The following is a 24,174-nucleotide window of genomic DNA, read 5'->3' as shown; positions in this document are numbered from 1 at the left end:
CGAACTCGCGCCCCTCGGTGATGACCGGGGCGAAGGCTCCGGGCGCGACATGGCCGCCCGCCCACGGGTCATTGCCGCTATAAGCGCCGAACTGGCGGGCGATGGTGCGGGCATCGGCGTCGAGGCGGAAAAGAAAAGTCATGGTGTGGCTTGCTGGGAAGCGAATTCGAAAGGGACTGAATCGACTTAAATGGGGTGCGAAGCGGTCATTTGGTTATTCGACGTTGCTTCCATCGTAGACCAGCTCCGTCGTTTCTCTGTAAAGGCCTTCAACTATGCTTGCCTTATAGCAGTAAACCGGTTCTCCTCCGATTGAGAGGTCTTCAAAAGCAAGCTTGATGCACATTCGATCGGGTAAGCTGATTATCTGAACGTTCCTGCCGCGCAGATTTTCGCCAGTCTTGGCCTTCCATCGTCCGACCGCGTCTCTCACCGCAGGCGAAACCTCTTGCGCGTCTTTGTCGCGCCAATCATCTCCCACTTCCCCGATCTGCAGCAATTGGGTCGGCTTGCCGGGTCTGCCGACCGCATATCCCATCGCAAATGCGCCTACGATCAAGACGGAAGTAGCGACAAACCGCACAGGCTTTTCCATTCATCCATCCCCAGTTCCACCGGTGTCTACAGGAGCGACGAATGGGCCATTGGAAGAATGTCCGCAATGGGGGCGAAACCACACGCTCGAACTTTTCCGCGCCGCCTAGACCCGGAGCTCTGCCAGCGGTATCGGCGGCCATGGCTCAATTCACCGATCTTGCCGGCGGTCTGGCGTTCTTTGCCGGCCTGTTTGCTCTCGCGCTTGGCTTTGCCGAATTGCGGGTGCGGGGGTTCTATCTCGAATTGCTGTCCGAATGGGAGCATTCGCCGGGGCTGCGCTTCCTCACCGGTGTCGTCTTCGTACTGGGCGGAGCGGCGATCTATCTCGTCAACCCGTGGCAGGTGGGCGATCCACTGGCCATGTTCGCGACAGCGCTGGGCGGCGCGGTGGTGGCCGCCGGGCTGGCCTTTGTGGCCGTTGGCGAGCGCATGATGGCACTCGGGCGGCGTATGGTCGGCGTGCGGGGCAAGGGCTGGGCCTATGCGCTGGTCGCGGGCGGCGTGGTGCTGATCGTCGCCACCTTTGCCCGGATTATCTGATCCGCCCAAACTGGTCCCTATCTTCTCGGCGGAATGGCCTCTATAAGGTCCACTTGCCCCGGGGGAGCGCTGCCTGATCGCATCAGGCACGGCGCTTGAGAGGGCGGCACGAGCCGCCGACCCGCTGAACCTGATCCGGTTAAGACCGGCGGAGGGAGGGAAGCGGTTTTCTCGACCAGGAAAAACGCGGCCTTTTCTCCGGCAACGAGGAGAATTTGCATGGCCGACATCAACAGCAAGCTCGAGATCGGTGTCACCACCGGTCCTATCCGTGGCAGCCGCAAGGTCCACGTCGGGCCGCTCAAGGTGGCCATGCGCGAGATCGACCTTGAGCCGAGCAGCGGCGAGCCGCCGGTGCGTGTCTACGATACCTCCGGGCCCTATACCGACACTGACGCGACCATCGACATTCAGGCAGGCCTGCCGCAACTGCGCCGCGAGTGGCAGCTCGCGCGTGGCGATGTCGAGGAATATGCCGCGCGCACGGTAAAGCCGGAGGATAACGGCCAGCTCGGGCCGGATCGCTCGGGCGGGGTGCCCGCGTTTCCGAACGTCGCGAAAACGGTGCTGCGCGCCAAGCCCGGCGCGAACCTCAGCCAGATGCACTATGCCCGCCGCGGCATCATCACGCCCGAGATGGAATATGTCGCCGAGCGCGAAAACCTTGGCCGGGCAAAGCTGCGCGAACGGCCCGAGGGCAATTCGTGGGGCGCCGCCATCCCCGACTATGTCACCCCTGAGTTCGTCCGCGACGAAGTGGCGCGCGGGCGGGCGATCATCCCCTCCAACGTCAACCACCCCGAGGCCGAGCCGATGGCCATCGGGCGCAACTTCCTCGTCAAGATCAACGCCAATATCGGCAACTCCGCCGTGGCGAGCGACGTGGCGAGCGAGGTCGACAAGATGGTCTGGTCGATCCGCTGGGGCGCGGACACCGTGATGGACCTCTCCACAGGCCGCAACATCCACGACACCCGCGAATGGATCATCCGCAACTCGCCGGTGCCGATCGGCACCGTGCCGATCTATCAGGCGCTCGAAAAGGTCGGCGGCATTGCCGAGGATCTGACCTGGGAGGTGTTCCGCGATACGCTGATCGAGCAGGCCGAACAGGGCGTCGACTACTTCACGATCCACGCCGGGGTGCGCCTGCCCTATGTGCCGCTGGCGGCCAAGCGCATGACCGGGATCGTGTCGCGCGGCGGCTCGATCATGGCCAAGTGGTGCCTCGCGCATCACAAGGAGAGCTTCCTTTACGAGCGCTTCGACGAGATCACCGAGATCATGAAGGCCTACGACATCGCCTATTCGCTGGGCGACGGTCTGCGCCCCGGCTCGATCTACGACGCCAACGACGAGGCCCAGTTCGCCGAACTCTATACGCTGGGCGAGCTGACCAAGCGCGCCTGGGAGCAGGACGTGCAGGTGATGATCGAAGGGCCGGGCCACGTGCCCATGCACAAGATCAAGGAGAACATGGACAAGCAGCTCGAAGCCTGCGGCGAGGCTCCGTTCTACACGCTCGGGCCGCTCGTGACCGACATCGCGCCGGGTTACGACCATATCACCAGCGGCATCGGTGCGGCGCAGATCGGCTGGTATGGCACGGCGATGCTCTGCTACGTCACACCGAAGGAACACCTCGGCCTGCCCGACCGCGACGACGTGAAGGTCGGCGTGGTGACCTATAAACTGGCGGCCCACGCGGCGGACCTCGCCAAGGGCCACCCGGCGGCGCAGGTGCGCGACGATGCGCTGTCGAAGGCGCGCTTCGAGTTCCGCTGGCGCGACCAGTTCAACCTCTCGCTCGACCCGGACACGGCCGAGCAGTATCACGACCAGACCTTGCCCGCAGAAGGCGCGAAGTCGGCGCATTTCTGCTCGATGTGCGGGCCCAAGTTCTGCTCGATGAAGATCAGCCAGGAAGTGCGCGAGTTCGCAAGGCTGCAGAACCAGCCGAGCGACGGTTTCGTCGCCGCCGAGGAGGCCGAGAAGGGCATGGAAGAGATGAGCAAGGTCTACGAAGAGACCGGGCGCGAACTCTACATGGGCGCAGGCGACCGCGAGCACGACTGATCGCGAACGGTTCGTCGTTGCTGCGGGGCGTTCTGTCGATACCGCAGTGCGAAAATGCTGGAATTGAAGGGTGATCGGCGCATCTTGCTTTCGAGCGGAGCAAGATGCGCCGCCTCATCCGTCACGCCGCGCGCATGAACGCCCGGCGGACCCGCAGGAGAGTACGATGCCAAATATCTCGAAGGCCCCGCGCGGGGCTGCCATTGTTGCCGCCAGTCTGATCGGCCTCACGGCCATGGCTCCCGCTTTCGCCAGCGATGGTGAAGTGCTGGTGCGTCAGGCGCTCGACCAGAACGCCGTGACGATCGAAACCGCCGATCTCGACATGACCAGCGCCTACGACCGTGACACGCTGCAGATCCGCATCGACAATGCCGCGCGCGAAGTCTGCGATATCAACGGCGGCTCGAAGGTCGACCGTTTGCCCGATGCCCGCGCCTGCTTCGCCACCGCGCGCCAGCACGCGGTCTCGCAGCTTTCGGCCCGCGGCGTGCCTGCCAGCGCGCTCTCGGGAGGGTAATCGGTGAGCGCCCCGGTCCCCACGGCGGGACCGGGCGCAACCAATCGGGTTCGGCTGCGTTGGTCCATGGCCCCCTCCATCGGAGAATGCCATGACGCGCAAGACACCCGCCACCCCCGCCCAGGTCGCTTTCGACAGCTGGATGCTCGGGCTGGAGGCGGCGAACGTCATCTGGCTGCGCTCGATGCGGCTGATGGGCGGCGGCGCACTGGCCGAGCGCGAGGCCCGGCGGATGGTCAGCGAAAAGGTCGCCGCCGGGGCGAGCCTGCCCTTCGCGCTGTGGCCGATGATGGCCAGCGGCGCGCAGGCCGAAGCTGTGGCCAACAAGACGCTGGCACACTATCGCAAGCCCGTGCGCGCCAACAAGCGCCGCCTGTCACGCGCGCGCAAGTAGCGCGCGGCGCCTTACCGCTTGCGCACGAACTCGGCGCGCAGCACCAGGCCCTTGATGCCGGGATATTTGCAGTCGATTTCCTGCGGATCGCCGGTCAGCCGGATCGATTTGATCAGCGTGCCCTGCTTGAGCGTCTGGCCCGCGCCCTTGACCTCGAGATCCTTGATCAGCGTAACCTGATCGCCATCGGCCAGCACATTGCCGACCGCATCGCGCACTTCGACCGTGTTGGCCGCCGCTTGCTTGGCCGCCAGTTCCGAGGCCGGCATCCATTCGCCGCTTTCCTCGTCGTAGACGTAGTCTTCGTTGTCACCGCTCATGCGTAAATGCTCCCGTTTGCGTGCATGTGCCCTTGGCAGGAGCGGACTTTGCTGGAAAGAGGCAATGCCGGATCGTCCAGAGGAAGTCGTCATGCCCTGCGTTGCTGAAAAGCTCCTTTCAACCGTCTTGCCGTTGGCGTTGCTGGCCGCCTGTTCGGGCCACGATGGCAGTGTGCCGGGCGATGCCGAGGACACGCGGCCCTTCTCCGAGATCGGCCCCGACGAGGAAATGCGCTTCACCGGCACCGAGCCGTTCTGGGGCGGTTCGGTGGCGGGCGAGAGCCTTACCTACACCACGCCCGAGAATATCGACGGCACCACGATTGCGGTCGACCGCTTTGCCGGGCGGGGCGGGGTTACGTGGTCGGGCACGCTCGAAGGGCAGAGCTTCGACCTGATGATCACGCCGGGCCACTGCTCCGACGGTATGAGCGACCGGAGCTATCCGTTCGTGGCGACCTTGCAATTCGGTCGGCGGCAGCTCGATGGCTGCGCCTGGCGCGCCAGCCATCCGCCCGCCGACCCGGCCCAGGAACCGGCTGACAGCCCCGTCTAGAACAGGCCCGTCTAGAACAGGCCCGCCTAGAACAGGCCCGGCACCTCGCGTTCGGCGGTGGTCTGCGGCTGCTCGCGCGTGAGCAGGCCGCGCTGGCCCAGCGCCGTGCGCCCGGTCGAGGCGATGGCGTCATCGGTGGCGGCCGAGATCGGTGTGCACGAGCGTCCGGCCAGGAAATCGAGCGCGCGCACCACCATTTCCTCGCGCGGATCGCCCAACTGGTAGGACAGGTCGTCGCTGGCGCGGCAGGTGTTGGGGATGGAGCTGGCGAGGCCGTCGAAGTACTCGCCATTGCCCTCGGCATTTTCGATCTTGAAGGTCAGCAAGCGCAGCCGGTCGTCGCACGCGGTCAGGTCGAAGGCGCGCTGGCCGACCGGCTTGCCGTAGGTGTTGGAGCCGATCAGCGCGAGCCTGTCCTTCAGATAAGGCTCAAGCCCGTTGATCACCAGTTCGCTGGCCGAAGCGGTCGAATCCGTGCCGATGAAGGCGATCCGGGTCGGCGCGACCGACTGCGCACGGCTGGCGAAGCGGTAGGTCTCGTTCAGGCTCGATTGGGAGGGGCGGAACGAGAGGTTGTAGTACACTTCGCCGACATGATCGCGCGCCAGCAGATCGCCGAGCACCTCGGACACCGTCAGCGCGCCGCCGCCATTATACCGCAGGTCGACGATGAACTCGGTAATGCCCTGATCGCGGAATCCGGCGAAGGCTTCGCGCATGTCGGCGATGGCCGGTTCGATAAAGGTGCGCAGGTTGAAATAGCCGACCTTCTTGCCGTTATCGTCGATCACCTTCGCGCCATAGCGGTCCGACACCGGATCGAGCGCGAAGTCGGTCTTGGCGAGGCTCACCTCACGGGTAATGCCCGACTGATCTTTCACCCGAAGCACCCGCGTCACGCCGGGGTCGCTCGCACCGAGCGCGTTGAGCACGGCATAGGGTCCGCCGGTCGCCATCAGCGAACTGACAGGCTGAAGCGTCGAGGGCGAGGTGCCGATGGCGAGAATCTCGGAGCCGCGGTCGATATTCGCGCCCAGCGCGGGCGTGTCCTCGAAGGTTTCGGCCACGAACACCCGGCGCGCCGAGGTGTCGTAAGCCAGGCGGAAGCCGAACCCCGCGCTCGCGCCCGAAGAATAGTAGGCGTTCTCCTCGGCGATCGAGGTCAGGTAGGTGAAATAGCGATCCTTGTTCTGCGCGCGGGCCGGCGCGACACGGGCGTCGATGTAGTCGTCGAGGTTGGTGTAGGACGCGATCGACGGGCGGGCGAGCAGATCGGGGAACACATACCAGTCGTCGATGATTTCGTCGAAAGCGGCGGCCCGACTGATGAGCGAACACGGTGCGCTGGTGGGGCCTGGAGTCGGCGTCGGGGCACTCGCTCCGGGTGCGGGCGTTGCCGAGCCGCCGGACCCCGATCCGCCGCCTCCGCAGGATGAAAGCAGGGCAAGACTGGCGAGCGAAGCGGCGAAGGGTGAAGCGCGCATGGCGGTTGCTCTGGACTCCCGAAAGGCGAGGCGCGTCGCCGCCCGCTGATGCAAGGTGCTAGGTCAGGGGCGGGGCCGTGACAAGGGTAACGGCGCGGCCTTGATAAAGAGCCTGAAGCCGTGGCCGGAGGCGGATCGAACGCCGGGTTCGCGCGTAGCTTGCTGCAAGGCGGAGAACTCCGGGGCCGATCCTTGCGCTTTGGAGGTCAAGTCGCCACAGGGGCCATATCCGCCCCAAGCAGACAAAGCCCTCCGGGTGAAAGGATCATTCATGGCAGGAAACACGCGCGCACAGCTGGCTCTGGCGAAACTGGCCACCCCCGAAACCATGGGCAAGGGCGGGTTCCGCCTGTCCTCGGCCGCGTTCAAACAGGGCGAGGAGCTGGACCCCTGCTTCACCGCCGACGAGGAAGATGCGGTCGCCCCGCCGCTCGAATGGAGCGCGCCTCCGGGCGAAGCGGCCGAACTGGTGCTGATCGTCGAAGATCCCGATGCGCCGGGTGATGAGCCGTTCTGCCACTGGCTGGTCTGGGGGCTCGCCCCGCAGCAGGGTCAGTTGCTCGAAGGCGAGGTGCCGCCGCGCGTGGGCAAGAACTCCTTCGGCAATTCCGAATGGGCGCTGCCCGCTCCGCCGCATGGCGACGAGGCGCACGAATATGTGTTCCAGCTGTTCGCGCTCGACGTGCCGCTGGCGCTGATGCCGGGGGCAAGCCGCGCCGAGCTGATTGCCGCGATGGAGGGGCATGTGATTGCCTCGGCGATGCTTTCGGCCAACTATACCCGTGCCGACGCGGACGAAGAAGAAGGCGAATGGGACGACGTCGACATCGATTCGATCGACTTTGACGGCAATTGATCCACCTCTCATGTAGGGAACCTGTGAAAAACCGGTGGATTACGCAGTGGAGCATAGCGACGGCGGGCTTTGGGGCGCGCTAAGCGGATAGTTCCGATTCAAACGGTAAAGGACGTAAGTGAGATTATGGCTGCCAAGAACAACGCGCTGAGCAAGCCGGTTACCCTGTCGCCGGCGCTGGAAGACGTGATCGGCAAAGGCCCGATGACGCGGGCGCAGGTCACCTCGAAGGTGTGGGAATACATCAAGGGCAACGACCTGCAGGATGCCAAGGACAAGCGCCAGATCAATCCCGACGCCAAGCTTGGTGCCGTGATCGGCAACGATCAGATCTCGATGTTCAAGATGACCGCAGCGGTGTCGAAGCACCTCAGCTAAGCGTCATTGCCTTATAGGCATGAACGAAAACGGGCAGGAAGCATGGCGCTTCCTGCCCGTTTTGCATTCCGGCGGGGGCCGGAAACGACAGGGCTTGCGGTCAGCCTTCGCTGGCCGGCAGCGCGGTGCGCTCGATCCAGTTGGCGAAGGCATCCATGATGGTGCGCAGGAACGCCCTGGTTTCGTCGCTGGCGACGGCGCCGGTTTCGTCGAACAGGCCGAACAGGTTGCCGATATAGGCCTCGGGCTGACCCATCACCGGCATGTCGAAGAACACCAGCGACTGGCGCAGGTGATGGTTCGCGCCGAATGCGCCCACGGCACCCGGCGATGCGGCCACCACGGCTGCGGGCTTGCCGTTGAACACGGCCTCGCCCCAAGGGCGCGAGCCGACGTCGATCGCGTTCTTGAGCGCGCCGGGCACCGAGCGGTTGTATTCGGGGGTGACGAACAGCACGGCATCGGCAGCGCCGATTTGCTCGCGCATACGGGTCCAGGCGGCGGGCGGGGTGTCGGTTTCGAGGTCTTCGTTATAGAGCGGCAGGTCGCCGATTTCGACGATGCTTGCGTCGATGTTTGCGGGCGCTTCGGCGATCATGGCCTTGGCGAGCTTGCGGGTGTGCGAATCCTGACGCAGGCTTCCGACGAGGACGGCGACTTTGTATGTGCGGGACATAAGGAACTCCTGAGTTTTCTGCTGTCCATATAGTTCAACGAATGCGTTTCGGAATTGCCGAAAATCCTCTAATGCTCATGCGTTTTCGTATAGGCTTGAGCTTGTGAACTGGGACGATCTGCAAAACTTCCTCGCCATCGCGCGGCATGGCAGCCTTTCGGGGGCGGCGCGCTCGCTCGGTGTCACCCAGCCGACGATGGGCCGCCGGCTCGCCGCGCTGGAGGCGAATCTGGGCACGCGGCTGTTGCTGCGCACGCCCGAGGGCTTCGTGCTCACCGCGCTGGGCGAGCAGATGCTGGCGCGGGCCGAGCGGATGGAGGAGGAAGCCTATGCCGCGCAGCTCCTCGCGCGCAGTTGCGACGCGCGGCTCGAAGGCACGGTGCGGCTGACGACGGTCGACACGCTGGCGGGGGCCTTCGTTGCGCCGGCCATGCTCGATCTCCAGCGCGAGCATCCCGGCATCGTGGTCGAGCTGCTCGCGGCGACCCAGTCGCTGAACCTCTCCCGGCGCGAGGCGGACATCGCGATCCGCATGACCCGCTTCGAAGGCGACCTGATCGTGGCGCGTAGGATCGGCACGCTGGCCCTGTCGTTCTATACCGTGCGGACGCAGCCCGAGCCCCAGCGGGTGATCACCGTGCTCGACGATCAGGCGCACCTGCCCGAGGCCCGGGCCATGGCCGAACAGTTCGCGCACCTTCCGGTGGGCCTCAAATCGAACAGCCGCGAGGTGCAGCACGATGCCGCCTGCCACGGGGGCGGAGTGGCGATGCTGCCGCGCTTCCGCGCCGATCATGACGAGCGCCTGCTGCGCATCCGCACCGAGCTGCCCGACCTGCGCCGCGACATCTGGCTCGGCGTCCATGCCGATCTGCACAAGATGCCGCGGATGCGCTCGACCATCGACGCGCTGGTCGCGCACTTCGCATCCAAGGCGCAGCTGCTCGACCCGGACGGCTGACCGGCCCTCCTCTTCGCATATCCGAAAAGTTCAGCCGGTGGGACAAAGCTCTGTCCTGCGCGCTTTGGCTATGCCATGATCGCCGCCGATGTGAGCAGGTTTGAGCCTGCCCGAACGGAGAGATTACATGGCCACTATCGTTGGCGGCGTCGCCACCTCGCACACCCCCACCATCGCCTTCGCCAAGGACGGCGGCAAGCAGGACGATCCGGTCTGGAAGCCGATCTTCGAAGGCTATGAGCCGGTGCAGGACTGGTTCCGCGAGAAGCAGCCGGACGTACTGGTCTATATTTACAACGACCACATGACCTCGTTCTTCGACCACTACAGCCACTTTGCCCTCGGCGTGGGCGAGGAGTTCAAGGCGGCGGACGAGGGCGGCGGCCCGCGCGATATTCCGGCGATCAAGGGCGACCCGAAGTTTGCCGAACACGTCGCGCGAGTGATGGTCGCCAACGAGTTCGACCTGTCGTACTTTCAGGGCAAGGGCCTCGATCACGGGGCCTTTTCGCCGCTGTCGGTGATGGTCGATCACGACAAGGAACACGGCTGGGCGACGAAGATCCTGCCGGTGGTCTGCGGCGTGCTGACCGTGCCGCTGCCCTCGGCGCGGCGGTTCTACAAGTTCGGCAAGTCGCTGCGGCAGGCGATCCTGTCGTACCCCGAGGATATCAAGGTCGCCATTGCGGGCACCGGGGGGCTCAGCCATCAGGTCCACGGCGAGGGCTGCGGCTTCAACAATCCCGACTGGGACATGGAGTTCATGGAGCGGCTGGAGAAAGACCCCGAAGGCCTGCTCGACATGACCGTGGCGGATCTCGCCCGGCTCGGCGGCTGGGAAGGGGCCGAGGTGGTGATGTGGCTGATGATGCGCGGCGCGCTCTCGGCCGATGTCGAGTGCACGCACAAGACCTATTTCCTGCCCTCGATGTGCCCGATCGCGACGATGATCCTCGAAGAGCGCACCCCCGATGCGCCGGTCGAAGCCCCCGAAGTGACCCGCGCGCGGGCCGACCACGACTATGTCGGCGCCGAGGAGATGGCGGGCACCTATCCCTTCACCATCGCGCGCAGCGTAAAGGGTTTTCGCCTCAACCGCTTCCTGCACTCGCTGACCGATCCGAAGGTGCGAAAGCTGTTCCGCGAGGACGAGGAAGCTGCCTACGAGCAGGCAGGCCTGACCGAGGAGGAAAAGGCGCTGGTGCGGGATCGCGACTGGATCGGGATGATCCACTATGGGGTGATCTTCTTCATGCTGGAAAAGCTCGGCGCGGTGACCGGCATCGGCAACATCGACATCTATGCCAGCATGAAGGGCCTGACCGTCCCCGAGTTCCAGAAGACCCGCAACGCGGCGATCAACTACGGCGTGGCGGGCAAGGAAGACTGAGCGCGCCAGCAGCTTGCGGCTGATCGCGCGCTTGGCGATAAGCCGCCGATGTCCTGCGATAGCCGAACCGTTGTTGTCGATGCTTTGCGTCTGCCCGATCTGCCCGCCGCGCTGGCGATTCAGGCCGAGGCCTATCCGCCGTTCCTGCGCGAAGGCGAGAGCGCCTTTGCGAGTCGGATCGCGCTGAGCGCCTCCTATTGCCTTGCCGCGCGGCGGGAGGGGGAGTTGCTGGGCTACCTGCTGGCGCATGGCTGGCGGCGGCAGTCACCGCCTGCGGTGGGGGCGGTGCTTGGCGATGGCGGGCCGAGCGAGGTGCTGTTCCTGCACGATCTGTCGGTGGCGGCTGCCGGACGCAGCCTTGCGATTGGCCGCAAGCTGGTCGAGCGGGCCTTTGCGCTGGCGGCGCAAGATGGGCTGCGCAGGGCGGAGCTGATCGCGGTTGAAGGCGCGGCGGGGTACTGGGGCAAGCTTGGCTTTGTGGCGGAACCGGTCTCGCGCGAGTTGGCGGAGAAGGTCAGGGGCTATGGCGAGGCCGCTTGCTGGATGGCGCGGGCGATCGGTGAGGGCGGAGCGGGTAACGGGTAGCGGCGGCTAACGACCCCATTGCGGAGATCGGCTTAAGGACTAACTTGCCCTCAAAGTAATAGGGTTAGTAAGCTTGCGCAGCCTCGTCACATTCCGGAACTTCGCCATAGCTGTCGGGCTTTGCTTGACCGCATCAGCTACCATGGCTCTCGCCCCTCTCGTCTTTCCGCAAGCGCCCCTTTTTCCGTTCATCGCAGCCAACTGGGTGCTTTGGATGATCGTAGCAGTCGTCTTTCGCCGCTCAAAAGCTGAATGGATCACACATGCGGAGAGCGTTTGGTGGAATAGACTCACATCGCTCGCGCTCATTTCGTTTACTTTCGCGGGCTTTTTCGCAGTTTATCACGCTGAAACTCTTATTCGCGCTGGAGACCTGGCTCAGTTGCGTTGAAGCAATCACGTTCGTGTAGCGCAATGACTGCTTCCCACCCCATTTCAGCCATCCCCAACCCCGCTCAGCCTGAGCCTGTCGAAGGACACGCGGAAAGTTGGCCTCAATCGCCCTGCCGATTTCGCGCCAGTCTCGAAACGCGCTCCCAGTCACCCGCGATCAGCGCCTCCTTTTTTGCCCTGCTCCAACCCTTGATCTGCTGCTCGGCGGCGAAGGCGTAATCACGGGTTGGGAAACTGTCTGACCAGACAAGGCGCGCCGGCAGTCGTTTGGCCGTGTAGCCGCCCAGTGCGCCGGTTGCATGGTGGGCCATGCGCAGGTCGATGTCGTCCGTGTGCCCGGCGTAGTAGCTGCCATCGTTGCAGCGCAACAGGTACGCGGAGAAGGGCATTGCTATGGGCGAGCCTTGGTGGCTGGCCTTCGACAGGCTCAGGCTGAGCGGGACTGGGTGCTTCGGCGATAGACTCTGCGCCGAGCACATCGCACCACACCCGTTCGGCCTGAGCTTGTCGGAAGCGGGGTCAGGCCGCAGGCCAACGTCATGCGCTAACTCCATTCCACCATTTGACCTGACTTACGGAATGTGCACGCACTACGGACCAATGCAAATAACACTGGGGGAATTGAGATGGCTGAAGAGGGGGCGGCACCGAGGCCGGTGCCCATGGTCTGCGACAAGCTCGAATGGCGCGATCTGCGCGCGGCGCTCGCCGCCGGCGCGCGCGACTTTCTCGCCTGCCCGCAATTCGGGCTGTTCTTCGCGATCATCTACGTCATCGCCGGAAACCTGATGTCGCACGCGCTGCTGACCGGCGGCGGGGGCAGCTGGATCTTCGCCGCCGCGGCGGGTTTTCCCCTGCTCGCCCCGTTCACCGCCGTCGGGCTTTACGAGGCAAGCCGGGAACGCGAGGCCGGGCGCAAGGCAAGCTGGCCGCAGGTGCTCGGCGCTCTGCGCGGGCAGGGGGATGACCAGCTGCTGATGATGGGCGGGTTCCTGTTCGTCGGCTTCAGCTTCTGGATGATCCTTGCCCACGGCATTTTCGCGATCTTCATGGCCGAATCGGGCATCGGCACCCATTCGCTCGACCTGTTCACCACGCCCGCTGGCCTTGCCATGCTGGTGGTCGGCGGCGCGGTGGGGGCGGTGGTCGCCTATGTCTTCTTCGCCTTTACCGTGGCCAGCCTGCCGATGCTGGTCGACCGCGAGGTCGACTTCCTCACCGCGACCTTTGTCAGTCTGCGCCTTGTCGGGCGGCACCGCGCGGTGATGCTGGGCTGGGCGGTGATCGTGGCGGTGCTGCTGACCTTGGCGCTGCTGCCGTGGTTTCTCGGGCTGCTGGTGGCGCTGCCGGTGCTTGGCCATGCGACCTGGCATCTTTACCGGCGGGCGATCACCTTCGCGGGCTGAGCCGAGCATTTCGCTTTCCTACAGCGGGCGTAAAGTGCTCGCCTTCTGGTATGATCGCAAAAATGCTCTCCGCTGCCACAGAATGCGCGCGCCGCAGAGTGCCCCGAAAGTTTCTGCTCAGGACACTGTCACACCTGTCACACCTTGCCCGCGCACACCGGCAGGTGGTGCTATCGGCTCCGGCGGGCGAAGGGCCAGTCGGTCACCCGCGCGGTCCACAGCGCGAGCCAGATCAACAGCGGCTGCGCGATCATGCGCGGGACGTGGTAGGCAAGGCCCCAGCCGTGGTCGGGCCGGGCGAGGTCGATCAGCATGTGCTGGACGTTGGCGGGCCACACGCACAGTGCATAGAGCGCAAGGCCAATGCCCGCCGCCTTGCGCAGCCATGGCCCGAACGGCTGCGCCAATGCGACCGCCCCAGCCACTTCGGCAAGGCCGGTCCAGTAGATGACCGGCAAGGGGTAAGGCACCCAGCCGGGCATGATCGCAAGGAAGGTGAGCGGGCTGGCAAGGTGGAAGTAGCCCGCCACCAGATAGAGCAGTGCCAACAGCCAGCGCAGGGTGGTTCTCGCCATGGGCGCGGTCATGCCTTGCCGATTGCCGGCCCACAAGCGTCATTGTGCCTTGCAACATGAACCGACTTGGGATGATATGCAGTGAAACCATCCAAGGAGGTCGCATGTCCGTTTCCCGTCTGATGCTCGCCGCTTCGCTGATCGCGCTGGCGCTCCCCGCCGCGGCGCAGACCCCGGAAGAGACGGCGGCCGCCGCGCTCGACGAGGCGCCGGTGTGGGACGGGCACAACGACATGCCGGGGCAGCTGCGCTGGCGCTTCAACAGCATGATCGGCGATTTCGACTTCACCCATACGCTCGAAGGCGACCATTGGACGCCCGGCCAGATGCACACCGACATTGCCCGTCTGCGCGAGGGCAAGGTCGGGGTGCAGTGGTGGTCGGTCTACGTCTCGGCCAGCCTGGAAGAGCCGGTCGCGGTGCAGACCACCATCGAGCAGATCGACGTGCTCAAGCGCCTGATCGCCGAGAACCCCGATGACATGGCGCTGGCGCTCACCTCCGCCGATGTCGAGCGGGCGCTGGCCGAGGGCAAGATCGCCGGGATGATCGGGATGGAGGGCGGCCACTCGATCGGCACCAGCCTCGCCGTGCTGCGCCAGATGTACGACCTCGGCGCGCGCTACATGACGCTCACCCACTCGGCGAACACCAGCTGGGCCGACAGCGCGACCGACGATCCCGAGCATGACGGGCTGACCGACTGGGGCGTGAAGGTGGTGCAGGAAATGGCGCGCCTCGGCATGCTGATCGACCTCAGCCATGTCAGCGAGGCGACGATGATGGACACGCTCGACGCGACCGACGCGCCGGTGATCTTCAGCCATTCGGGCGCGCGCGCGGTCACCGACCATGCCCGCAACGTGCCCGATGCGGTGCTGCGGCGGTTGCCGGAGCATGACGGGATCGTGATGGTGGTGGCGCTGCCCGGCTACATCAGCGAGCCCCAGCGCCAGCGCAATGCCAACCGTGCGGGTGAAAAGGCGCGGCTGGAATCGCTCAATCAGGGCAATCCGGCGGCGGTCGAAGCCGGGCTGGCTGCGTGGGATCAGGCCAACCCCATGCCCGATGCGACGATCACCGACATGGCCGATCACATCGACCACATCCGCGACGTGATCGGGGTCGACTACATCGGCATCGGCGGCGACTACGATGGCATGGCGAGCGGCCCGGTCGGGATGGAGGACGTGACCGGCTATCCGGCGCTGTTCGTGGAACTGGCGCGGCGCGGCTATTCGAAGGAAGACCTCGAGAAGATCGCCAGCCGCAACATGATGCGCGTGCTGAAAAAGGCGGAAGCCTACGCCGCCAGTCAGGCCAATGTACCGCCGATCGAAACGCCGGTCAGCTAATCGTCGGCGCGGTCGGGCAAGCGTTTGCGGCTGGTCGAGGCCATGTCCTCCAGCTCGCTCTCGCTCATGGTGTCGTACATGTCGCGTGAGGCGCCCTGAAGGTCTGCCGGGTCGCTCTCACCGCGCTTGGCGGAGAGCGCCGCCCCGGCGGCCTTCTGCTGAGCCTTGGACTGGGCTTTCATGGGTCCGTCTCCCGGCTGCCTAGCTGAGGGCCGGGATGATCCAGATCACCGACATGGCGATCACCGCGAGAAGAAGGCTGATGCCAAGCACCCAGCGCACGATGTTTGGCGAAGACCCACCGCGTACCGCGTCGGTCTCGACGTGAAGCTGTTGATTATCCCGTTGCATGTTCCTGCCTTTCGCTTGCGTTCTTATGGAAACTACGCGCGCAGGGCCCGGCTGGTTCCGGCAGGGCGGGGAACGATGGATGCCGTGATGCAGAAGGGAGAGGCGGACGAGCAGGTCTTCGCCATCCCGCCAGCTCGATCCACAAGCTGGCGGGGCGGCTCGTCTCAGGCGCGGTCAGTCGCGCAGCAGTTCGTTGATCCCGGTCTTCGAGCGGGTCTGCGCATCGACCGTCTTCACGATCACCGCGCAATAGAGGTTGGGGCCGGGCGTGCCATCGGGCAGCGGCTTGCCGGGCATGGTGCCGGGGACCACCACCGCATAGGGCGGGACTTCGCCGATATGGACCTCACCGGTGGCGCGGTCGACGATCCTGGTCGAGGCGCCGAGATAGACGCCCATCGACAGCACCGCCCCTTCGCCGACGCGCACGCCCTCGGCCACTTCCGAACGCGCGCCGATGAAGGCGCCGTCACCGATGATCACCGGGCCGGCCTGCAACGGTTCGAGCACGCCGCCGATGCCCGCGCCGCCCGAGATGTGCACGTTCTTGCCGATTTGCGCGCAGGAGCCGACCGTCGCCCAGGTATCGACCATCGTGCCTTCATCGACGAAAGCGCCGATGTTTACGAAGCTGGGCATCAGCACCACGTTCTTGCCGATGAAGCTGCCCCGGCGCACCACCGCGCCGGGCACCACGCGGAAGCCCGCTTCGGAGAACATCTCGTTGCCCCAGCCGGCGAACTTGCTCGGCACCTTGTCGAAAGCGGGCGCGCCGCCCGCGCCGTGCTCCATCACCACGTTGTCGCGCAGGCGGAACGAGAGCAGCACGGCCTTCTTCAGCCACTGGTTGACCTGCCAGCCGCCGTTCCCGTCGGGCTCGGCCACGCGGGCCGCGCCGCTGTCGAGCAGCTCAAGCGCCTGATTCACCACCTCGGCCACCTCGCGGCTGGCGGGGGTGACATTGGCGCGGTCTTCGAAAGCGGCTTCGATGGCGGTCTGGAGCTCGGCGGTCATCTGGGGAATTCCTCTTATGTGTTTGCCAGAGCGGCTAGCGCCTGACCCCGCGCGAGACAAGTCAGCGCATCAATTCGCGCGCAAACTCGATCAGGCCGCGCTGGCGTTCGCGCTTCAGCCGTTCGGCGTGGAGAATGGTGCGCACCTGCTCGAAGCAGGCGTCGACATTCTCGTTCACCAGCACGTAGTCGTAGGCGTCCCAATGGCTGATTTCGGCGCGGGCGCGGTCCATCCGGCCACGGATCACCTCGTCGCTGTCGGTTCCGCGCGAGCGCAGGCGGTGTTCGAGTTCGCCGATGCTCGGCGGCAGCAGGAACACCGAGACCACATCCGGCCCGGCGGCCTGCGAGAGCTGCTGCGCGCCCTGCCAGTCGATATCGAACAGGTAATCCTGCCCGGCGGCGAGGCCTTCGGAAATCTGCGCGCGCGGCGTGCCGTAGCAATTGCCGAACACCTCGGCCCATTCGAGGAAGTCACCGGCTTCGACCATGCGGTCGAACTGGGGGCGCTGAGTGAAGAAGTAGTCTTTCCCCTCGGTCTCGCCGGGGCGTATCGGGCGGGTGGTGACGGAGACCGACATCGCTAGGCTTTGCTCGGCGGCGAGCAGCTTGCGTGCGATGGTGGTCTTGCCCGCGCCCGAGGGCGAGGAGAGGATGAACATCAAGCCGCGGCGCGGCAGGGTCTCGGATTCGGTCATAGGCGCTTCTGGCGCAAGGGGCCCCGACCGATCAACCCCGGATCATCGACGAGCCGGCGCTATTTTCCGGCGCGGCCCCTGATCAGGGCATTGGCGACGATTCCCGCGCCGATAACCACGGCTCCGGGCACCGATTTCCGGGCGACATACTTCGCCCCCAGCAGCCCGACCCGGCGAGCGGGGCTGCTCCTGAGCAGCTTGCGGTCGTTCTCGCTCTGGATGAATTTTCCCTTCGAGAGGGCATTCACGACCAGATTGCGCAAGAGCGAGGCAATGATCACGATCAGGATTTCGGCAAGGATCGGATGGGCAATCGGCTTGCCATCTTCGGCTTCGGCGGTGTGCTTGGCTTTGGATTTGCGGCTCATATGCACAGTCTAACGCATAATGAGCGCAAGTGGTCCTATTTCTTGCGGCCGAAATCCACGGTGACCACGTTCGAGCCGTCTTCGCTCTTGGCGATGGGTTCGCCCTCGGCGGTGGTAAGGTCGTTCTCCGCGTCGTCGCTTGCCGTCGGCGCGATATCTTCGATGGCGGCCTGAAATTGCAGGCCGAAATCCACCGCCGGATCGACGAAGGCGGTGATAGCGGAGAACGGAATCACCAGCTTCGAAGGGATCTGGTTGAAGCTCAGCCCCACCGAAAACCCCGTCTCGTTCACCGACAGGTCCCAGAACTTGTTCTGGAGCACGATCGTCATCTCGTCGGGGAAGCGTTCGCGCAGCGCCGAGGGGATGTCGACCCCGCTCGCCGCGGTCTTGAAGGTGATGTAGAAATGGTGGCCACCGGGCAGTTCGCCCCCGGATTGCTCCACCGAGCCGAGCACACGCCCGACCACGGCGCGCAGGGCTTCCTGCACGATTTCATCATAGGGGATCAGGCTGTCAGGCGCTTCGTCGCTCATGACGGGTTAGGTGACTATGGGCGCGCCCAAGGTCAAGCGTCAAAGCGTGCATGGCTGTGGGATATCTTGCACCTGTGGCCCAGCGGCCTATAGGCGAGCCCATGCGCAAAGGCCGGATAGAGCGAACCACGAAGGAAACCTCCATTGCCGTTGAGGTCTGTCTCGATGGCACGGGAACCTATGACATTTCGACCGGGATCGGCTTTCTCGATCATATGGTCGAGCAGTTCTCGCGCCATTCGCTGATCGATGTCAGGCTGAAGGTGGAGGGCGACCTCCACGTCGATCAGCACCACACCACCGAGGATAGCGCCATCGCGCTGGGTCAGGCCTTGGCACAGGCGCTCGGCGACATGGGCGGGATTGGCCGCTATGGCGAGGCGCACTCGCCGATGGACGAGACGCTGGCGCGGGTGGTGGTCGATATTTCGGGCCGCCCGTGGTGTGTGTTCAAGGCCCGCTTCACTCAGGAAAAGCTGGGCGAGTGGGACACCGAACTGATCGAGCACTGGTTCCAGTCGGTCGCGCAGGCGGCGGGGCTGACGCTGCATTGTCAGGTGCTGTACGGCACCAACAATCACCATATCTGCGAGGCGCTCTACAAGGGCTTTGCCCGTGCGATGCGGCAGGCGGTCGAGCTGGACGCGCGTAAGAACGGCGCGATCCCGAGCACGAAAGGGCAGCTTGGTGGGTAATCGCGTTGCCCTGATTGATTACGGCGCGGGCAACCTTCACTCGGTTCATAATGCGCTGACCGCTGCCGGAAGCGAGTTCATCACCGTGACCGACGATCCCGAGTTCGTGCGCGGCGCGCAGCGGATCGTCCTGCCCGGTGTCGGCGCGTTCAAGGCCTGCCGTGACGGATTGTTCGGCATTCCCGGCATGGTCGAGGCGCTGACCGAACAGGTGATCGACAACGGCGTGCCTTTCCTCGGCATCTGCGTGGGCATGCAGCTGCTGGCCGACCGCGGGCTCGAATTCGGCGAGACGCCGGGGCTGGGCTGGATCGCGGGCGAAGTCGAGAAGATCGAGCGCACCGATCCCGCCATCCGCGTGCCGCACATGGGCTGGAACGACGTGGCGCTTACCCCGCATCACGGCGACCATGACCTGCTCGAACCGGGCGAGGCCTATTTCCTCCATTCCTATCACTTCGCGCCCGAGAACGGCCACGATGTCGCCGCCATGACCGACCACGGCGGCGGACTGGCGGCGGCGGTGGCGCGCGACAACATTATCGGCGTGCAGTTCCACCCGGAAAAGAGCCAGCGCTATGGCCTCGACCTGCTCGCCCGCTTTCTGGAGTGGAAACCGTGAACGCCCCTCTCCCAGCTTCGCTAGCCTGCAAGCAGGCAAGCTGCGCTAACCCTCTCCCCGCACGGGGAGAGGATACGAAGGCTTGGCGAGGAACGAGCATAGCCGCAGTTGGAGAGGGGGTTGCTGCCCGATGATCGTATTCCCTGCAATCGACCTCAAGGCCGGACAGGTCGTGCGCCTTGCCGAAGGCGATATGGACCGCGCCACCATCTACGGCGACAACCCTGCTGCACAGGCGATGATCTTCGCCGAGGCGGGGGCGCAGTTCCTCCACGTGGTTGACCTCGATGGCTCATTCGCGGGCCGGGCGGAGAACCGCGAGGCGGTGGAGGCCATTCTCGAGGTGTTCCCCGGCCATGTTCAGCTGGGCGGCGGCATTCGCGATGCGGCGGCGGTCGAAGGCTGGTTCAACCTTGGCGTTTCGCGCGTGGTGATGGGCTCGGCAGCGCTGAAAGACCCCGAGTTCGTCAAACAGATGGCGAAGGAATGGGAGAACGGCATCGTCGTTGCGGTCGATGCGCGCGATGGCATGGTCGCGACCGAGGGCTGGGCCGAAGTGTCCGACGTGCCGGTGCGCGATCTCGCCCGCCGGTTCGAGGATGCGGGCGTGGCTTCGCTGCTGTTCACCGACATTGGCCGCGACGGGCTGCTCAAGGGCTGCAACATCGATGCGACCGTGGAGCTGGCGCGCAGCGTCGATATTCCGGTGATCGCTTCGGGCGGCGTGAAGGGGCTCGACGATATCCGGATGCTGGCGGTCCATGCCGATGACGGGATCGAGGGCGTGATCACGGGCCGCGCGCTCTATGAGGGCAAGCTCGATCTGGCGGCGGCGATCCAGATGGCGGACCGGGCGTGATGGGATTCACGCGGAGACGCGGAGACGCGGAGATCACATCGCGCCGCAGGCGCAGCAATAATTGCGCTCGCAGAGGCGCAGAGGCGCAGAGAGTCTGTGCCGACATCCTCTGCGCCTCTGCGCCTCTGCGAGCGCAAAATGAGAAAGCGGCTGCGCCGCGGAACAGTCTCCGCGTCTCCGCGTCTCCGCGTGATACCAATCAGGAGACCAGCGCAGCATGACCGTCCGCATCCGCGTCATCCCCTGTCTCGACGTCGCCGATGGCCGTGTGGTCAAGGGCGTCAACTTCGTCGACCTCAAGGACGCCGGCGATCCGGTCGAACAGGCGCAGGCCTATTCCGAGGCCGGTGCCGACGAGCTGTGCTTCCTCGACATCTCTGCCAGCCACGAAGGCCGCGGTACGCTGCTCGATATCGTCAAGCGCACCGCCGAGGTCTGCTTCATGCCGCTGACCGTTGGTGGCGGGGTGCGCACGGTGGAAGATGCGCGCGCGCTGCTGCTCGCGGGGGCCGACAAGGTTGCGGTCAATTCCGCCGCCGTCTCGCGCCCTGAAGTGGTGGCCGACATTGCCGAGAAGATGGGCAGCCAGTGCATCGTCGCCTCGGTCGATGCACGCTGGGTGCACGATCACTGGGAAATCTTCACCCACGGTGGCCGCCGCGAAACCGGCATCGACGCCATCGAGCATGCGGTGAAGCTCGCCAATCTCGGCGCGGGCGAACTGCTCGTCACCAGCATGGACGGCGACGGCACGCAGAAGGGCTACGACCTCAAGCTGACCCGCGCCATTGCCGATGCCGTCTCGGTGCCGGTCGTCGCCTCGGGCGGGGTGGGCAATCTTCAGCACCTTGTCGAGGGCGTGACAGAGGGCGGGGCGAGTGCTGTTCTGGCCGCCAGCATCTTCCATTTCGGCACCCATTCGATTGCCGAGGCCCATGCGGCCCTGCGCGCGGCGGGGCTGCCTGCACGCGGTTGACGATCCCGAATCGGGACGACCGCGTCATTATGGTTGAAAATTGGTTAAAACTGGTGCTTTAGCGCGGCCATGACTGCCCGCTTCCTCGCATCTGCCATGATTCTGCTTGCCATTCCGGCGGCGGCCCACGCGGCTGGCGCGGTTCAGGTGGAAGAGGCGTCGACCACGCTGCTGTTCGCGATCGGTGCGACCGGCGTGCTGATCGGGCGCCACGCCGCCATGCGCGGACGCAGCCAGCACCACGACGACTGCCAGCACGACGACTGATCGCCGTCAGAACGCATCTGCTTGTCGCACACCCGGCTTGACGGGGCGCCTCGCCAGCGCGCATGGCCTTGCGCCATGGATACGCTGACCCGCCTCGAACAGACCATCGCCACCCGCCGCGCCGCTTCGCCCGATGAAAGCTATGTCGCGAAACTTCATGCCAGGGGGCTGGAGAAAATCGCGCAGAAGGTGGGCGAAGAGGGCGTCGAAACCGTCATCGCCGCGCTTGCGGGCGAACGGCAGGAACTGATCGGCGAGGCGGCGGACCTGCTCTTTCACCTGCTGGTGCTGCTCGGCGCGAAGGACGTTGCGCTGGAAGAGGTGCTGGCCGAACTCGATCGGCGCGAGGGCATGAGCGGCCTCGCCGAGAAAGCAGCGAGGAGCGAATAATGGCCATCGACGCAACCCAGCCCTACGACGACAGCAACATCTTCGCGAAGATCCTGCGCGGAGAGATCCCGAACAAGACCGTTTACGAAGACGAGCATGTGCTCGCCTTCCATGACATTGCTCCGCAGGCGCCGATCCATATTCTGGTGATCCCCAAGGGCGCCTATGTCAGCTGGGACGATTTCTCCGCCCGCGCGAGCGAGGCCGCGATCGCCGGGTTCATCCGCGCCGTGGGCCACGTCGCGCGCGAGCAGGGGCTGGTCGAGCCGGGCTATCGCCTCCTCGCCAATGTCGGCGGCCACGGCGGACAGGAGGTGCCGCACCTGCACGTGCACCTGTTCGGCGGCGGGCCGCTCGGCCCGATGCTGGCGCGCTAGCCGCCGATGATCGACCTGCCCTTGCCAGCCAGCGGGCGCATTGTCGGCGCCTGCCATTACTATGCCCTGCGCGTGTTCTATGAGGACACCGACCTCTCCGGCATCGTCTATCACGCCAATTACCTGAAGTACTGCGAACGCGCGCGTTCGGACCTGCTCGATCTCCTCGTGGTCGACCAGCGTGCGGCGCAGGAAGCGGGTGAGGGCGCCTATGCCGTCGCCGATGCCGAGATCGCCTGGAAGCTCCCGGCCAGGCTTGGCGACGGGCTGGTGGTGGAAACGCGCGCAACCAGCTTGCGTGCGGCCAGTGTCCGCATGTATCAACGCGTCCTGCGTCCGGCGGCGGAAACGCCGACAACGCTGGAGAGTGCCGAAGTTCTGGCCGAGGTGAACCTTCGCATCGGCTTTGTTTCCCCCGATGGTCGTCCGCGTCGCCAGCCCGAGGAATGGCGCGCGAAATTTGCCCGGTTCGCCGAGGCCGCAGAATTCTAAGGAAGAGTCCCTAAATGACCACGCTTTCGTTGCTTGCCGCCACCAGCATCTCTGCGCCCGCCCGGCTCGATCCGATGCAGCTGTTCCTCGATGCCGATTTCGTGGTGCAGGCGGTGATCATTGGCCTGCTGCTGGCCTCGATCTGGGTCTGGACGATCATTGTCGGCTTCACGCTGCGGCTGGCCGGGCTGAAGCGCAAGTCGGCCCATTTCGAGGACGACTTCTGGAATAACGACAATCTCGATGCGCTGCTCGATGCACGGCGGCGCAAGGAAAGCCCCTCGGCGCGGGTCGCCTATGCGGGGGTGGCCGAATATCGCCGCACGCAGAAGTCGGGCCTGAAGGACCGCGAAGGCGCGCGCGAACGGATCGCGCTGGCGATGCAGGGGCAGGTCGCCGAAGAGGCTGACGGTCTCGCCGCGCGGCTCGGCTTTCTGGCCACCACGGGGGCGGTTGCACCGTTTGTGGGTCTGTTCGGCACCGTCTGGGGTATCATGAACAGCTTCTTCTCGATCGGGCAGCAGCAGAATTCGTCGCTCGCGGTGGTGGCGCCGGGCATTTCGGAAGCGCTGTTTGCCACCGCCATCGGCCTGTTCGCGGCCATCCCCGCTGTTATCGCCTACAACCGCTTCAGCGGAAAGGTCGGCCTGTTCGAGGCCGGCCTCCAGCGCTTTGCCGACCGCGTCGGCAGCGAGATCAGCCGCGAGATGGAATCGATCTGATGGCGATGGGCGTCCTCAAGCACAGCCGCGGGCGGGGGCGTTCGTCGCGCCGCGCGCCGATGGCCGAGATCAACGTCACGCCCTTCGTCGACGTGATGCTGGTGCTGCTCATCATTTTCATGGTCACCGCGCCGATGATGGCGAGCGGGGTGCCGATCGATCTGCCCGACAGCCGCGCCGAAGCGCTCGAACAGACGCCCGACCAGATCACCGTATCGATCGACAACGAGGGCTTCGTCTATATCGACGACGTGCTGATCGAACCGGGCACATTGCCGACCGCGCTCGAATCGATTGCCGGTGCGCCCGGTGCGGAGCGTCCGCTGGTCACGCTGCGGGCCGACCGCGCGATCGACTGGGGCCGTGCGATTGCGGTGATGGGCGAGCTGAACCGGGCGGGCTTCACTGCCATTTCGCTCGTCAGCAACAGTTCATCCGAAGCTCCATAGCCCGGACCGCTTATGGCCAAAACTGCCACCCTGACCCGTGAGGAATATGTCGGCCTCGGCACAGCCGTGGTGCTGCACGTGGCGCTGGGCGCTTTTCTGGTCCTGCACGACAGTGCGCCGATAAAGCGCGCGCCGCCCGAGCGGATCGACGTGAGCCTTGCCACCGACATCAGCCTCGAATCGACCGCGCCCGATCCCAGCGCCGAGCCCGCCGCCGCCTATGCGCCGACCCTTGCCGACGTGCCCGCGCCCGAACCGGCCGAGCCCGAGGTGACACGTCCGGTCGAGCCGACGGTG

At 65.2% G+C, this 24,174-nt stretch carries 35 protein-coding genes, 1 pseudogene and 1 riboswitch; of the genes and pseudogenes, 24 read left to right on the top strand and 12 right to left on the bottom strand.

The window, feature by feature from the left end; genetic code table 11:
- Window positions 1–214: 214 nt before the first annotated feature.
- Window positions 215–595 (bottom strand): hypothetical protein, encoded by a 381-nt coding sequence (locus tag D2V17_RS05255; protein ID WP_147367240.1) that lies wholly within the window; start codon window positions 593–595, stop codon window positions 215–217.
- A 140-nt stretch (window positions 596–735) separates the two neighbouring features.
- On the opposite strand from D2V17_RS05255, the gene D2V17_RS05250 reads away from it, so the two are divergent.
- From D2V17_RS05250 to D2V17_RS05235, 4 genes are all read left to right on the top strand, one after another.
- Window positions 736–1,137, top strand: coding sequence for a hypothetical protein (locus D2V17_RS05250; RefSeq protein ID WP_119592043.1), 402 nt, complete (start codon window positions 736–738; stop codon window positions 1,135–1,137).
- 51 nt (window positions 1,138–1,188) lie between these two features.
- A riboswitch (TPP riboswitch) is annotated at window positions 1,189–1,309 on the top strand.
- A 47-nt stretch (window positions 1,310–1,356) separates the two neighbouring features.
- Window positions 1,357–3,213 (top strand): phosphomethylpyrimidine synthase ThiC, encoded by a 1,857-nt coding sequence (gene thiC, locus D2V17_RS05245; RefSeq protein ID WP_119592042.1) that lies wholly within the window; start codon window positions 1,357–1,359, stop codon window positions 3,211–3,213.
- Window positions 3,214–3,379: 166 nt separating this feature from the next.
- Window positions 3,380–3,733 carry a UrcA family protein gene (locus tag D2V17_RS05240; protein WP_119592041.1) on the top strand — a complete coding sequence of 118 codons (354 nt, stop codon included), beginning with the start codon at window positions 3,380–3,382 and terminating at the stop codon, window positions 3,731–3,733.
- Window positions 3,734–3,824: 91 nt separating this feature from the next.
- On the top strand, window positions 3,825–4,127 hold the full coding sequence (locus tag D2V17_RS05235; RefSeq protein WP_119592040.1) for a hypothetical protein: 303 nt from the start codon (window positions 3,825–3,827) through the stop codon (window positions 4,125–4,127).
- 11 nt (window positions 4,128–4,138) lie between these two features.
- Here D2V17_RS05235 and D2V17_RS05230 read toward each other — a convergent pair whose 3' ends face one another.
- Complete coding sequence (locus tag D2V17_RS05230; protein WP_119592039.1) at window positions 4,139–4,447, bottom strand: alkylphosphonate utilization protein; 309 nt, start codon at window positions 4,445–4,447, stop codon at window positions 4,139–4,141.
- A 91-nt stretch (window positions 4,448–4,538) separates the two neighbouring features.
- On the opposite strand from D2V17_RS05230, the gene D2V17_RS05225 reads away from it, so the two are divergent.
- Window positions 4,539–5,003 (top strand): COG3650 family protein, encoded by a 465-nt coding sequence (locus D2V17_RS05225; RefSeq protein WP_191229082.1) that lies wholly within the window; start codon window positions 4,539–4,541, stop codon window positions 5,001–5,003.
- Window positions 5,004–5,029: 26 nt separating this feature from the next.
- Here the strand turns inward: D2V17_RS05225 and D2V17_RS05220 are convergent, their stop codons facing one another.
- Entirely contained in the window at window positions 5,030–6,487 is a 1,458-nt protein-coding gene (locus D2V17_RS05220) for a S41 family peptidase (protein WP_119592038.1), read from the bottom strand.
- Window positions 6,488–6,758: 271 nt separating this feature from the next.
- Between D2V17_RS05220 and D2V17_RS05215 the strand changes: the two genes are divergently transcribed.
- On the top strand, window positions 6,759–7,343 hold the full coding sequence (locus tag D2V17_RS05215) for a YbhB/YbcL family Raf kinase inhibitor-like protein (protein WP_119592037.1): 585 nt from the start codon (window positions 6,759–6,761) through the stop codon (window positions 7,341–7,343).
- A gap of 126 nt (window positions 7,344–7,469) precedes the next feature.
- Window positions 7,470–7,721, top strand: coding sequence for an SWIB/MDM2 domain-containing protein (locus D2V17_RS05210; protein WP_119592036.1), 252 nt, complete (start codon window positions 7,470–7,472; stop codon window positions 7,719–7,721).
- A 100-nt stretch (window positions 7,722–7,821) separates the two neighbouring features.
- On the opposite strand, the gene D2V17_RS05205 is transcribed toward D2V17_RS05210, so the two are convergent.
- Window positions 7,822–8,397, bottom strand: a complete 576-nt coding sequence (locus D2V17_RS05205; protein WP_119592035.1) for an NADPH-dependent FMN reductase — start codon at window positions 8,395–8,397, stop codon at window positions 7,822–7,824.
- Between the two features lie 103 nt (window positions 8,398–8,500).
- On the opposite strand from D2V17_RS05205, the gene D2V17_RS05200 reads away from it, so the two are divergent.
- From D2V17_RS05200 to D2V17_RS21515, 4 genes are all read left to right on the top strand, one after another.
- The gene (locus D2V17_RS05200; RefSeq protein ID WP_119592034.1) at window positions 8,501–9,358 is read left to right on the top strand and encodes a LysR family transcriptional regulator; all 858 of its coding nucleotides are present in this window, start codon (window positions 8,501–8,503) and stop codon (window positions 9,356–9,358) included.
- A 127-nt stretch (window positions 9,359–9,485) separates the two neighbouring features.
- Window positions 9,486–10,748, top strand: a complete 1,263-nt coding sequence (locus D2V17_RS05195; RefSeq protein ID WP_119592033.1) for a gallate dioxygenase — start codon at window positions 9,486–9,488, stop codon at window positions 10,746–10,748.
- A 48-nt stretch (window positions 10,749–10,796) separates the two neighbouring features.
- Window positions 10,797–11,333 (top strand): GNAT family N-acetyltransferase, encoded by a 537-nt coding sequence (locus D2V17_RS05190; RefSeq protein WP_119592032.1) that lies wholly within the window; start codon window positions 10,797–10,799, stop codon window positions 11,331–11,333.
- A gap of 142 nt (window positions 11,334–11,475) precedes the next feature.
- A complete protein-coding gene (locus tag D2V17_RS21515; protein WP_147367238.1) occupies window positions 11,476–11,724 on the top strand; it encodes a hypothetical protein in 249 nt (82 codons plus the stop codon).
- A gap of 103 nt (window positions 11,725–11,827) precedes the next feature.
- Here the strand turns inward: D2V17_RS21515 and D2V17_RS05185 are convergent, their stop codons facing one another.
- Window positions 11,828–12,115 carry a GIY-YIG nuclease family protein gene (locus D2V17_RS05185; protein ID WP_119592048.1) on the bottom strand — a complete coding sequence of 96 codons (288 nt, stop codon included), beginning with the start codon at window positions 12,113–12,115 and terminating at the stop codon, window positions 11,828–11,830.
- A 273-nt stretch (window positions 12,116–12,388) separates the two neighbouring features.
- Between D2V17_RS05185 and D2V17_RS05180 the strand changes: the two genes are divergently transcribed.
- Window positions 12,389–13,132 (top strand): DUF2189 domain-containing protein, encoded by a 744-nt coding sequence (locus D2V17_RS05180; protein ID WP_119592047.1) that lies wholly within the window; start codon window positions 12,389–12,391, stop codon window positions 13,130–13,132.
- A 170-nt stretch (window positions 13,133–13,302) separates the two neighbouring features.
- Here D2V17_RS05180 and D2V17_RS05175 read toward each other — a convergent pair whose 3' ends face one another.
- A complete protein-coding gene (locus tag D2V17_RS05175) occupies window positions 13,303–13,707 on the bottom strand; it encodes a DoxX family protein (protein WP_119592046.1) in 405 nt (134 codons plus the stop codon).
- 104 nt (window positions 13,708–13,811) lie between these two features.
- Between D2V17_RS05175 and D2V17_RS05170 the strand changes: the two genes are divergently transcribed.
- Window positions 13,812–15,062: a dipeptidase gene (locus tag D2V17_RS05170; protein WP_119592031.1), complete on the top strand. Its 1,251-nt coding sequence runs from the start codon at window positions 13,812–13,814 to the stop codon at window positions 15,060–15,062.
- Here the strand turns inward: D2V17_RS05170 and D2V17_RS05165 are convergent.
- The 6 genes from D2V17_RS05165 to D2V17_RS05145 form a co-directional block, all read right to left on the bottom strand.
- The gene (locus D2V17_RS05165) at window positions 15,059–15,244 is read right to left on the bottom strand and encodes a DUF3008 family protein (RefSeq protein WP_119592030.1); all 186 of its coding nucleotides are present in this window, start codon (window positions 15,242–15,244) and stop codon (window positions 15,059–15,061) included. The genes D2V17_RS05170 and D2V17_RS05165 overlap by 4 nt on opposite strands.
- A gap of 19 nt (window positions 15,245–15,263) precedes the next feature.
- Window positions 15,264–15,413 carry a hypothetical protein gene (locus tag D2V17_RS21225; protein WP_191229081.1) on the bottom strand — a complete coding sequence of 50 codons (150 nt, stop codon included), beginning with the start codon at window positions 15,411–15,413 and terminating at the stop codon, window positions 15,264–15,266.
- Window positions 15,414–15,587: 174 nt separating this feature from the next.
- The gene (gene dapD, locus D2V17_RS05160) at window positions 15,588–16,427 is read right to left on the bottom strand and encodes a 2,3,4,5-tetrahydropyridine-2,6-dicarboxylate N-succinyltransferase (RefSeq protein ID WP_119592029.1); all 840 of its coding nucleotides are present in this window, start codon (window positions 16,425–16,427) and stop codon (window positions 15,588–15,590) included.
- Between the two features lie 61 nt (window positions 16,428–16,488).
- Window positions 16,489–17,124, bottom strand: a complete 636-nt coding sequence (gmk, locus tag D2V17_RS05155; RefSeq protein ID WP_119592028.1) for a guanylate kinase — start codon at window positions 17,122–17,124, stop codon at window positions 16,489–16,491.
- Window positions 17,125–17,183: 59 nt separating this feature from the next.
- Complete coding sequence (locus D2V17_RS05150) at window positions 17,184–17,492, bottom strand: hypothetical protein (protein WP_119592027.1); 309 nt, start codon at window positions 17,490–17,492, stop codon at window positions 17,184–17,186.
- Window positions 17,493–17,527: 35 nt separating this feature from the next.
- A complete protein-coding gene (locus D2V17_RS05145) occupies window positions 17,528–18,028 on the bottom strand; it encodes an SspB family protein (protein WP_119592026.1) in 501 nt (166 codons plus the stop codon).
- A 101-nt stretch (window positions 18,029–18,129) separates the two neighbouring features.
- Here D2V17_RS05145 and hisB point away from each other — a divergent pair, with 101 nt between their 5' ends.
- The 11 genes and pseudogenes from hisB to D2V17_RS05090 form a co-directional block, all read left to right on the top strand.
- Complete coding sequence (gene hisB, locus D2V17_RS05140; protein WP_119592025.1) at window positions 18,130–18,723, top strand: imidazoleglycerol-phosphate dehydratase HisB; 594 nt, start codon at window positions 18,130–18,132, stop codon at window positions 18,721–18,723.
- The gene (hisH, locus tag D2V17_RS05135) at window positions 18,716–19,345 is read left to right on the top strand and encodes an imidazole glycerol phosphate synthase subunit HisH (protein ID WP_119592045.1); all 630 of its coding nucleotides are present in this window, start codon (window positions 18,716–18,718) and stop codon (window positions 19,343–19,345) included. Before hisB ends, hisH begins: the two co-directional genes overlap by 8 nt.
- Before the next feature lie 130 nt (window positions 19,346–19,475).
- Window positions 19,476–20,204 (top strand): 1-(5-phosphoribosyl)-5-[(5-phosphoribosylamino)methylideneamino]imidazole-4-carboxamide isomerase, encoded by a 729-nt coding sequence (hisA, locus tag D2V17_RS05130; protein WP_119592024.1) that lies wholly within the window; start codon window positions 19,476–19,478, stop codon window positions 20,202–20,204.
- A 217-nt stretch (window positions 20,205–20,421) separates the two neighbouring features.
- The gene (gene hisF / locus D2V17_RS05125; protein WP_119592023.1) at window positions 20,422–21,180 is read left to right on the top strand and encodes an imidazole glycerol phosphate synthase subunit HisF; all 759 of its coding nucleotides are present in this window, start codon (window positions 20,422–20,424) and stop codon (window positions 21,178–21,180) included.
- Window positions 21,181–21,249: 69 nt separating this feature from the next.
- The gene (locus D2V17_RS05120; protein WP_119592022.1) at window positions 21,250–21,447 is read left to right on the top strand and encodes a hypothetical protein; all 198 of its coding nucleotides are present in this window, start codon (window positions 21,250–21,252) and stop codon (window positions 21,445–21,447) included.
- A gap of 75 nt (window positions 21,448–21,522) precedes the next feature.
- Window positions 21,523–21,837 (top strand): phosphoribosyl-ATP diphosphatase, encoded by a 315-nt coding sequence (locus D2V17_RS05115; protein WP_119592021.1) that lies wholly within the window; start codon window positions 21,523–21,525, stop codon window positions 21,835–21,837.
- Window positions 21,837–22,214 (top strand): histidine triad nucleotide-binding protein, encoded by a 378-nt coding sequence (locus D2V17_RS05110; RefSeq protein ID WP_119592020.1) that lies wholly within the window; start codon window positions 21,837–21,839, stop codon window positions 22,212–22,214. Before D2V17_RS05115 ends, D2V17_RS05110 begins: the two co-directional genes overlap by 1 nt.
- A 6-nt stretch (window positions 22,215–22,220) precedes the next feature.
- Window positions 22,221–22,706, top strand: a complete 486-nt coding sequence (locus D2V17_RS05105) for a YbgC/FadM family acyl-CoA thioesterase (RefSeq protein WP_119592019.1) — start codon at window positions 22,221–22,223, stop codon at window positions 22,704–22,706.
- A gap of 14 nt (window positions 22,707–22,720) precedes the next feature.
- Window positions 22,721–23,428, top strand: a complete 708-nt coding sequence (gene tolQ / locus D2V17_RS05100; protein WP_119592018.1) for a protein TolQ — start codon at window positions 22,721–22,723, stop codon at window positions 23,426–23,428.
- A complete protein-coding gene (locus tag D2V17_RS05095) occupies window positions 23,428–23,877 on the top strand; it encodes an ExbD/TolR family protein (protein ID WP_119592017.1) in 450 nt (149 codons plus the stop codon). The genes tolQ and D2V17_RS05095 overlap by 1 nt, the downstream gene beginning before the upstream one ends.
- Window positions 23,878–23,889: 12 nt before the next feature.
- A pseudogene (locus tag D2V17_RS05090) lies at window positions 23,890–24,174 on the top strand (hypothetical protein); the annotation flags it as partial.

Origin of the sequence: Aurantiacibacter xanthus (assembly GCF_003584015.1) — a bacterium.
GTDB classification, from domain to species: domain Bacteria; phylum Pseudomonadota; class Alphaproteobacteria; order Sphingomonadales; family Sphingomonadaceae; genus Alteraurantiacibacter; species Alteraurantiacibacter xanthus.
This window is presented reverse-complemented; position numbering and strand designations above follow the sequence as displayed.

Coding starts and splice junctions, on each gene's coding strand:
- D2V17_RS05255 (WP_147367240.1), bottom strand. CDS start 595: ATGGAAAAGCCTGTGCGGTTTGTCGCTACTTCCGTCTTGATCGTAGGC.
- D2V17_RS05250 (WP_119592043.1), top strand. CDS start 736: ATGGCTCAATTCACCGATCTTGCCGGCGGTCTGGCGTTCTTTGCCGGC.
- thiC (WP_119592042.1), top strand. CDS start 1,357: ATGGCCGACATCAACAGCAAGCTCGAGATCGGTGTCACCACCGGTCCT.
- D2V17_RS05240 (WP_119592041.1), top strand. CDS start 3,380: ATGCCAAATATCTCGAAGGCCCCGCGCGGGGCTGCCATTGTTGCCGCC.
- D2V17_RS05235 (WP_119592040.1), top strand. CDS start 3,825: ATGACGCGCAAGACACCCGCCACCCCCGCCCAGGTCGCTTTCGACAGC.
- D2V17_RS05230 (WP_119592039.1), bottom strand. CDS start 4,447: ATGAGCGGTGACAACGAAGACTACGTCTACGACGAGGAAAGCGGCGAA.
- D2V17_RS05225 (WP_191229082.1), top strand. CDS start 4,539: ATGCCCTGCGTTGCTGAAAAGCTCCTTTCAACCGTCTTGCCGTTGGCG.
- D2V17_RS05220 (WP_119592038.1), bottom strand. CDS start 6,487: ATGCGCGCTTCACCCTTCGCCGCTTCGCTCGCCAGTCTTGCCCTGCTT.
- D2V17_RS05215 (WP_119592037.1), top strand. CDS start 6,759: ATGGCAGGAAACACGCGCGCACAGCTGGCTCTGGCGAAACTGGCCACC.
- D2V17_RS05210 (WP_119592036.1), top strand. CDS start 7,470: ATGGCTGCCAAGAACAACGCGCTGAGCAAGCCGGTTACCCTGTCGCCG.
- D2V17_RS05205 (WP_119592035.1), bottom strand. CDS start 8,397: ATGTCCCGCACATACAAAGTCGCCGTCCTCGTCGGAAGCCTGCGTCAG.
- D2V17_RS05195 (WP_119592033.1), top strand. CDS start 9,486: ATGGCCACTATCGTTGGCGGCGTCGCCACCTCGCACACCCCCACCATC.
- D2V17_RS05190 (WP_119592032.1), top strand. CDS start 10,797: ATGTCCTGCGATAGCCGAACCGTTGTTGTCGATGCTTTGCGTCTGCCC.
- D2V17_RS21515 (WP_147367238.1), top strand. CDS start 11,476: ATGGCTCTCGCCCCTCTCGTCTTTCCGCAAGCGCCCCTTTTTCCGTTC.
- D2V17_RS05185 (WP_119592048.1), bottom strand. CDS start 12,115: ATGCCCTTCTCCGCGTACCTGTTGCGCTGCAACGATGGCAGCTACTAC.
- D2V17_RS05180 (WP_119592047.1), top strand. CDS start 12,389: ATGGTCTGCGACAAGCTCGAATGGCGCGATCTGCGCGCGGCGCTCGCC.
- D2V17_RS05175 (WP_119592046.1), bottom strand. CDS start 13,707: ATGGCGAGAACCACCCTGCGCTGGCTGTTGGCACTGCTCTATCTGGTG.
- D2V17_RS05170 (WP_119592031.1), top strand. CDS start 13,812: ATGTCCGTTTCCCGTCTGATGCTCGCCGCTTCGCTGATCGCGCTGGCG.
- D2V17_RS05165 (WP_119592030.1), bottom strand. CDS start 15,244: ATGAAAGCCCAGTCCAAGGCTCAGCAGAAGGCCGCCGGGGCGGCGCTC.
- D2V17_RS21225 (WP_191229081.1), bottom strand. CDS start 15,413: ATGCAACGGGATAATCAACAGCTTCACGTCGAGACCGACGCGGTACGC.
- dapD (WP_119592029.1), bottom strand. CDS start 16,427: ATGACCGCCGAGCTCCAGACCGCCATCGAAGCCGCTTTCGAAGACCGC.
- gmk (WP_119592028.1), bottom strand. CDS start 17,124: ATGACCGAATCCGAGACCCTGCCGCGCCGCGGCTTGATGTTCATCCTC.
- D2V17_RS05150 (WP_119592027.1), bottom strand. CDS start 17,492: ATGAGCCGCAAATCCAAAGCCAAGCACACCGCCGAAGCCGAAGATGGC.
- D2V17_RS05145 (WP_119592026.1), bottom strand. CDS start 18,028: ATGAGCGACGAAGCGCCTGACAGCCTGATCCCCTATGATGAAATCGTG.
- hisB (WP_119592025.1), top strand. CDS start 18,130: ATGCGCAAAGGCCGGATAGAGCGAACCACGAAGGAAACCTCCATTGCC.
- hisA (WP_119592024.1), top strand. CDS start 19,476: ATGATCGTATTCCCTGCAATCGACCTCAAGGCCGGACAGGTCGTGCGC.
- hisF (WP_119592023.1), top strand. CDS start 20,422: ATGACCGTCCGCATCCGCGTCATCCCCTGTCTCGACGTCGCCGATGGC.
- D2V17_RS05120 (WP_119592022.1), top strand. CDS start 21,250: ATGACTGCCCGCTTCCTCGCATCTGCCATGATTCTGCTTGCCATTCCG.
- D2V17_RS05115 (WP_119592021.1), top strand. CDS start 21,523: ATGGATACGCTGACCCGCCTCGAACAGACCATCGCCACCCGCCGCGCC.
- D2V17_RS05110 (WP_119592020.1), top strand. CDS start 21,837: ATGGCCATCGACGCAACCCAGCCCTACGACGACAGCAACATCTTCGCG.
- D2V17_RS05105 (WP_119592019.1), top strand. CDS start 22,221: ATGATCGACCTGCCCTTGCCAGCCAGCGGGCGCATTGTCGGCGCCTGC.
- tolQ (WP_119592018.1), top strand. CDS start 22,721: ATGACCACGCTTTCGTTGCTTGCCGCCACCAGCATCTCTGCGCCCGCC.
- D2V17_RS05095 (WP_119592017.1), top strand. CDS start 23,428: ATGGCGATGGGCGTCCTCAAGCACAGCCGCGGGCGGGGGCGTTCGTCG.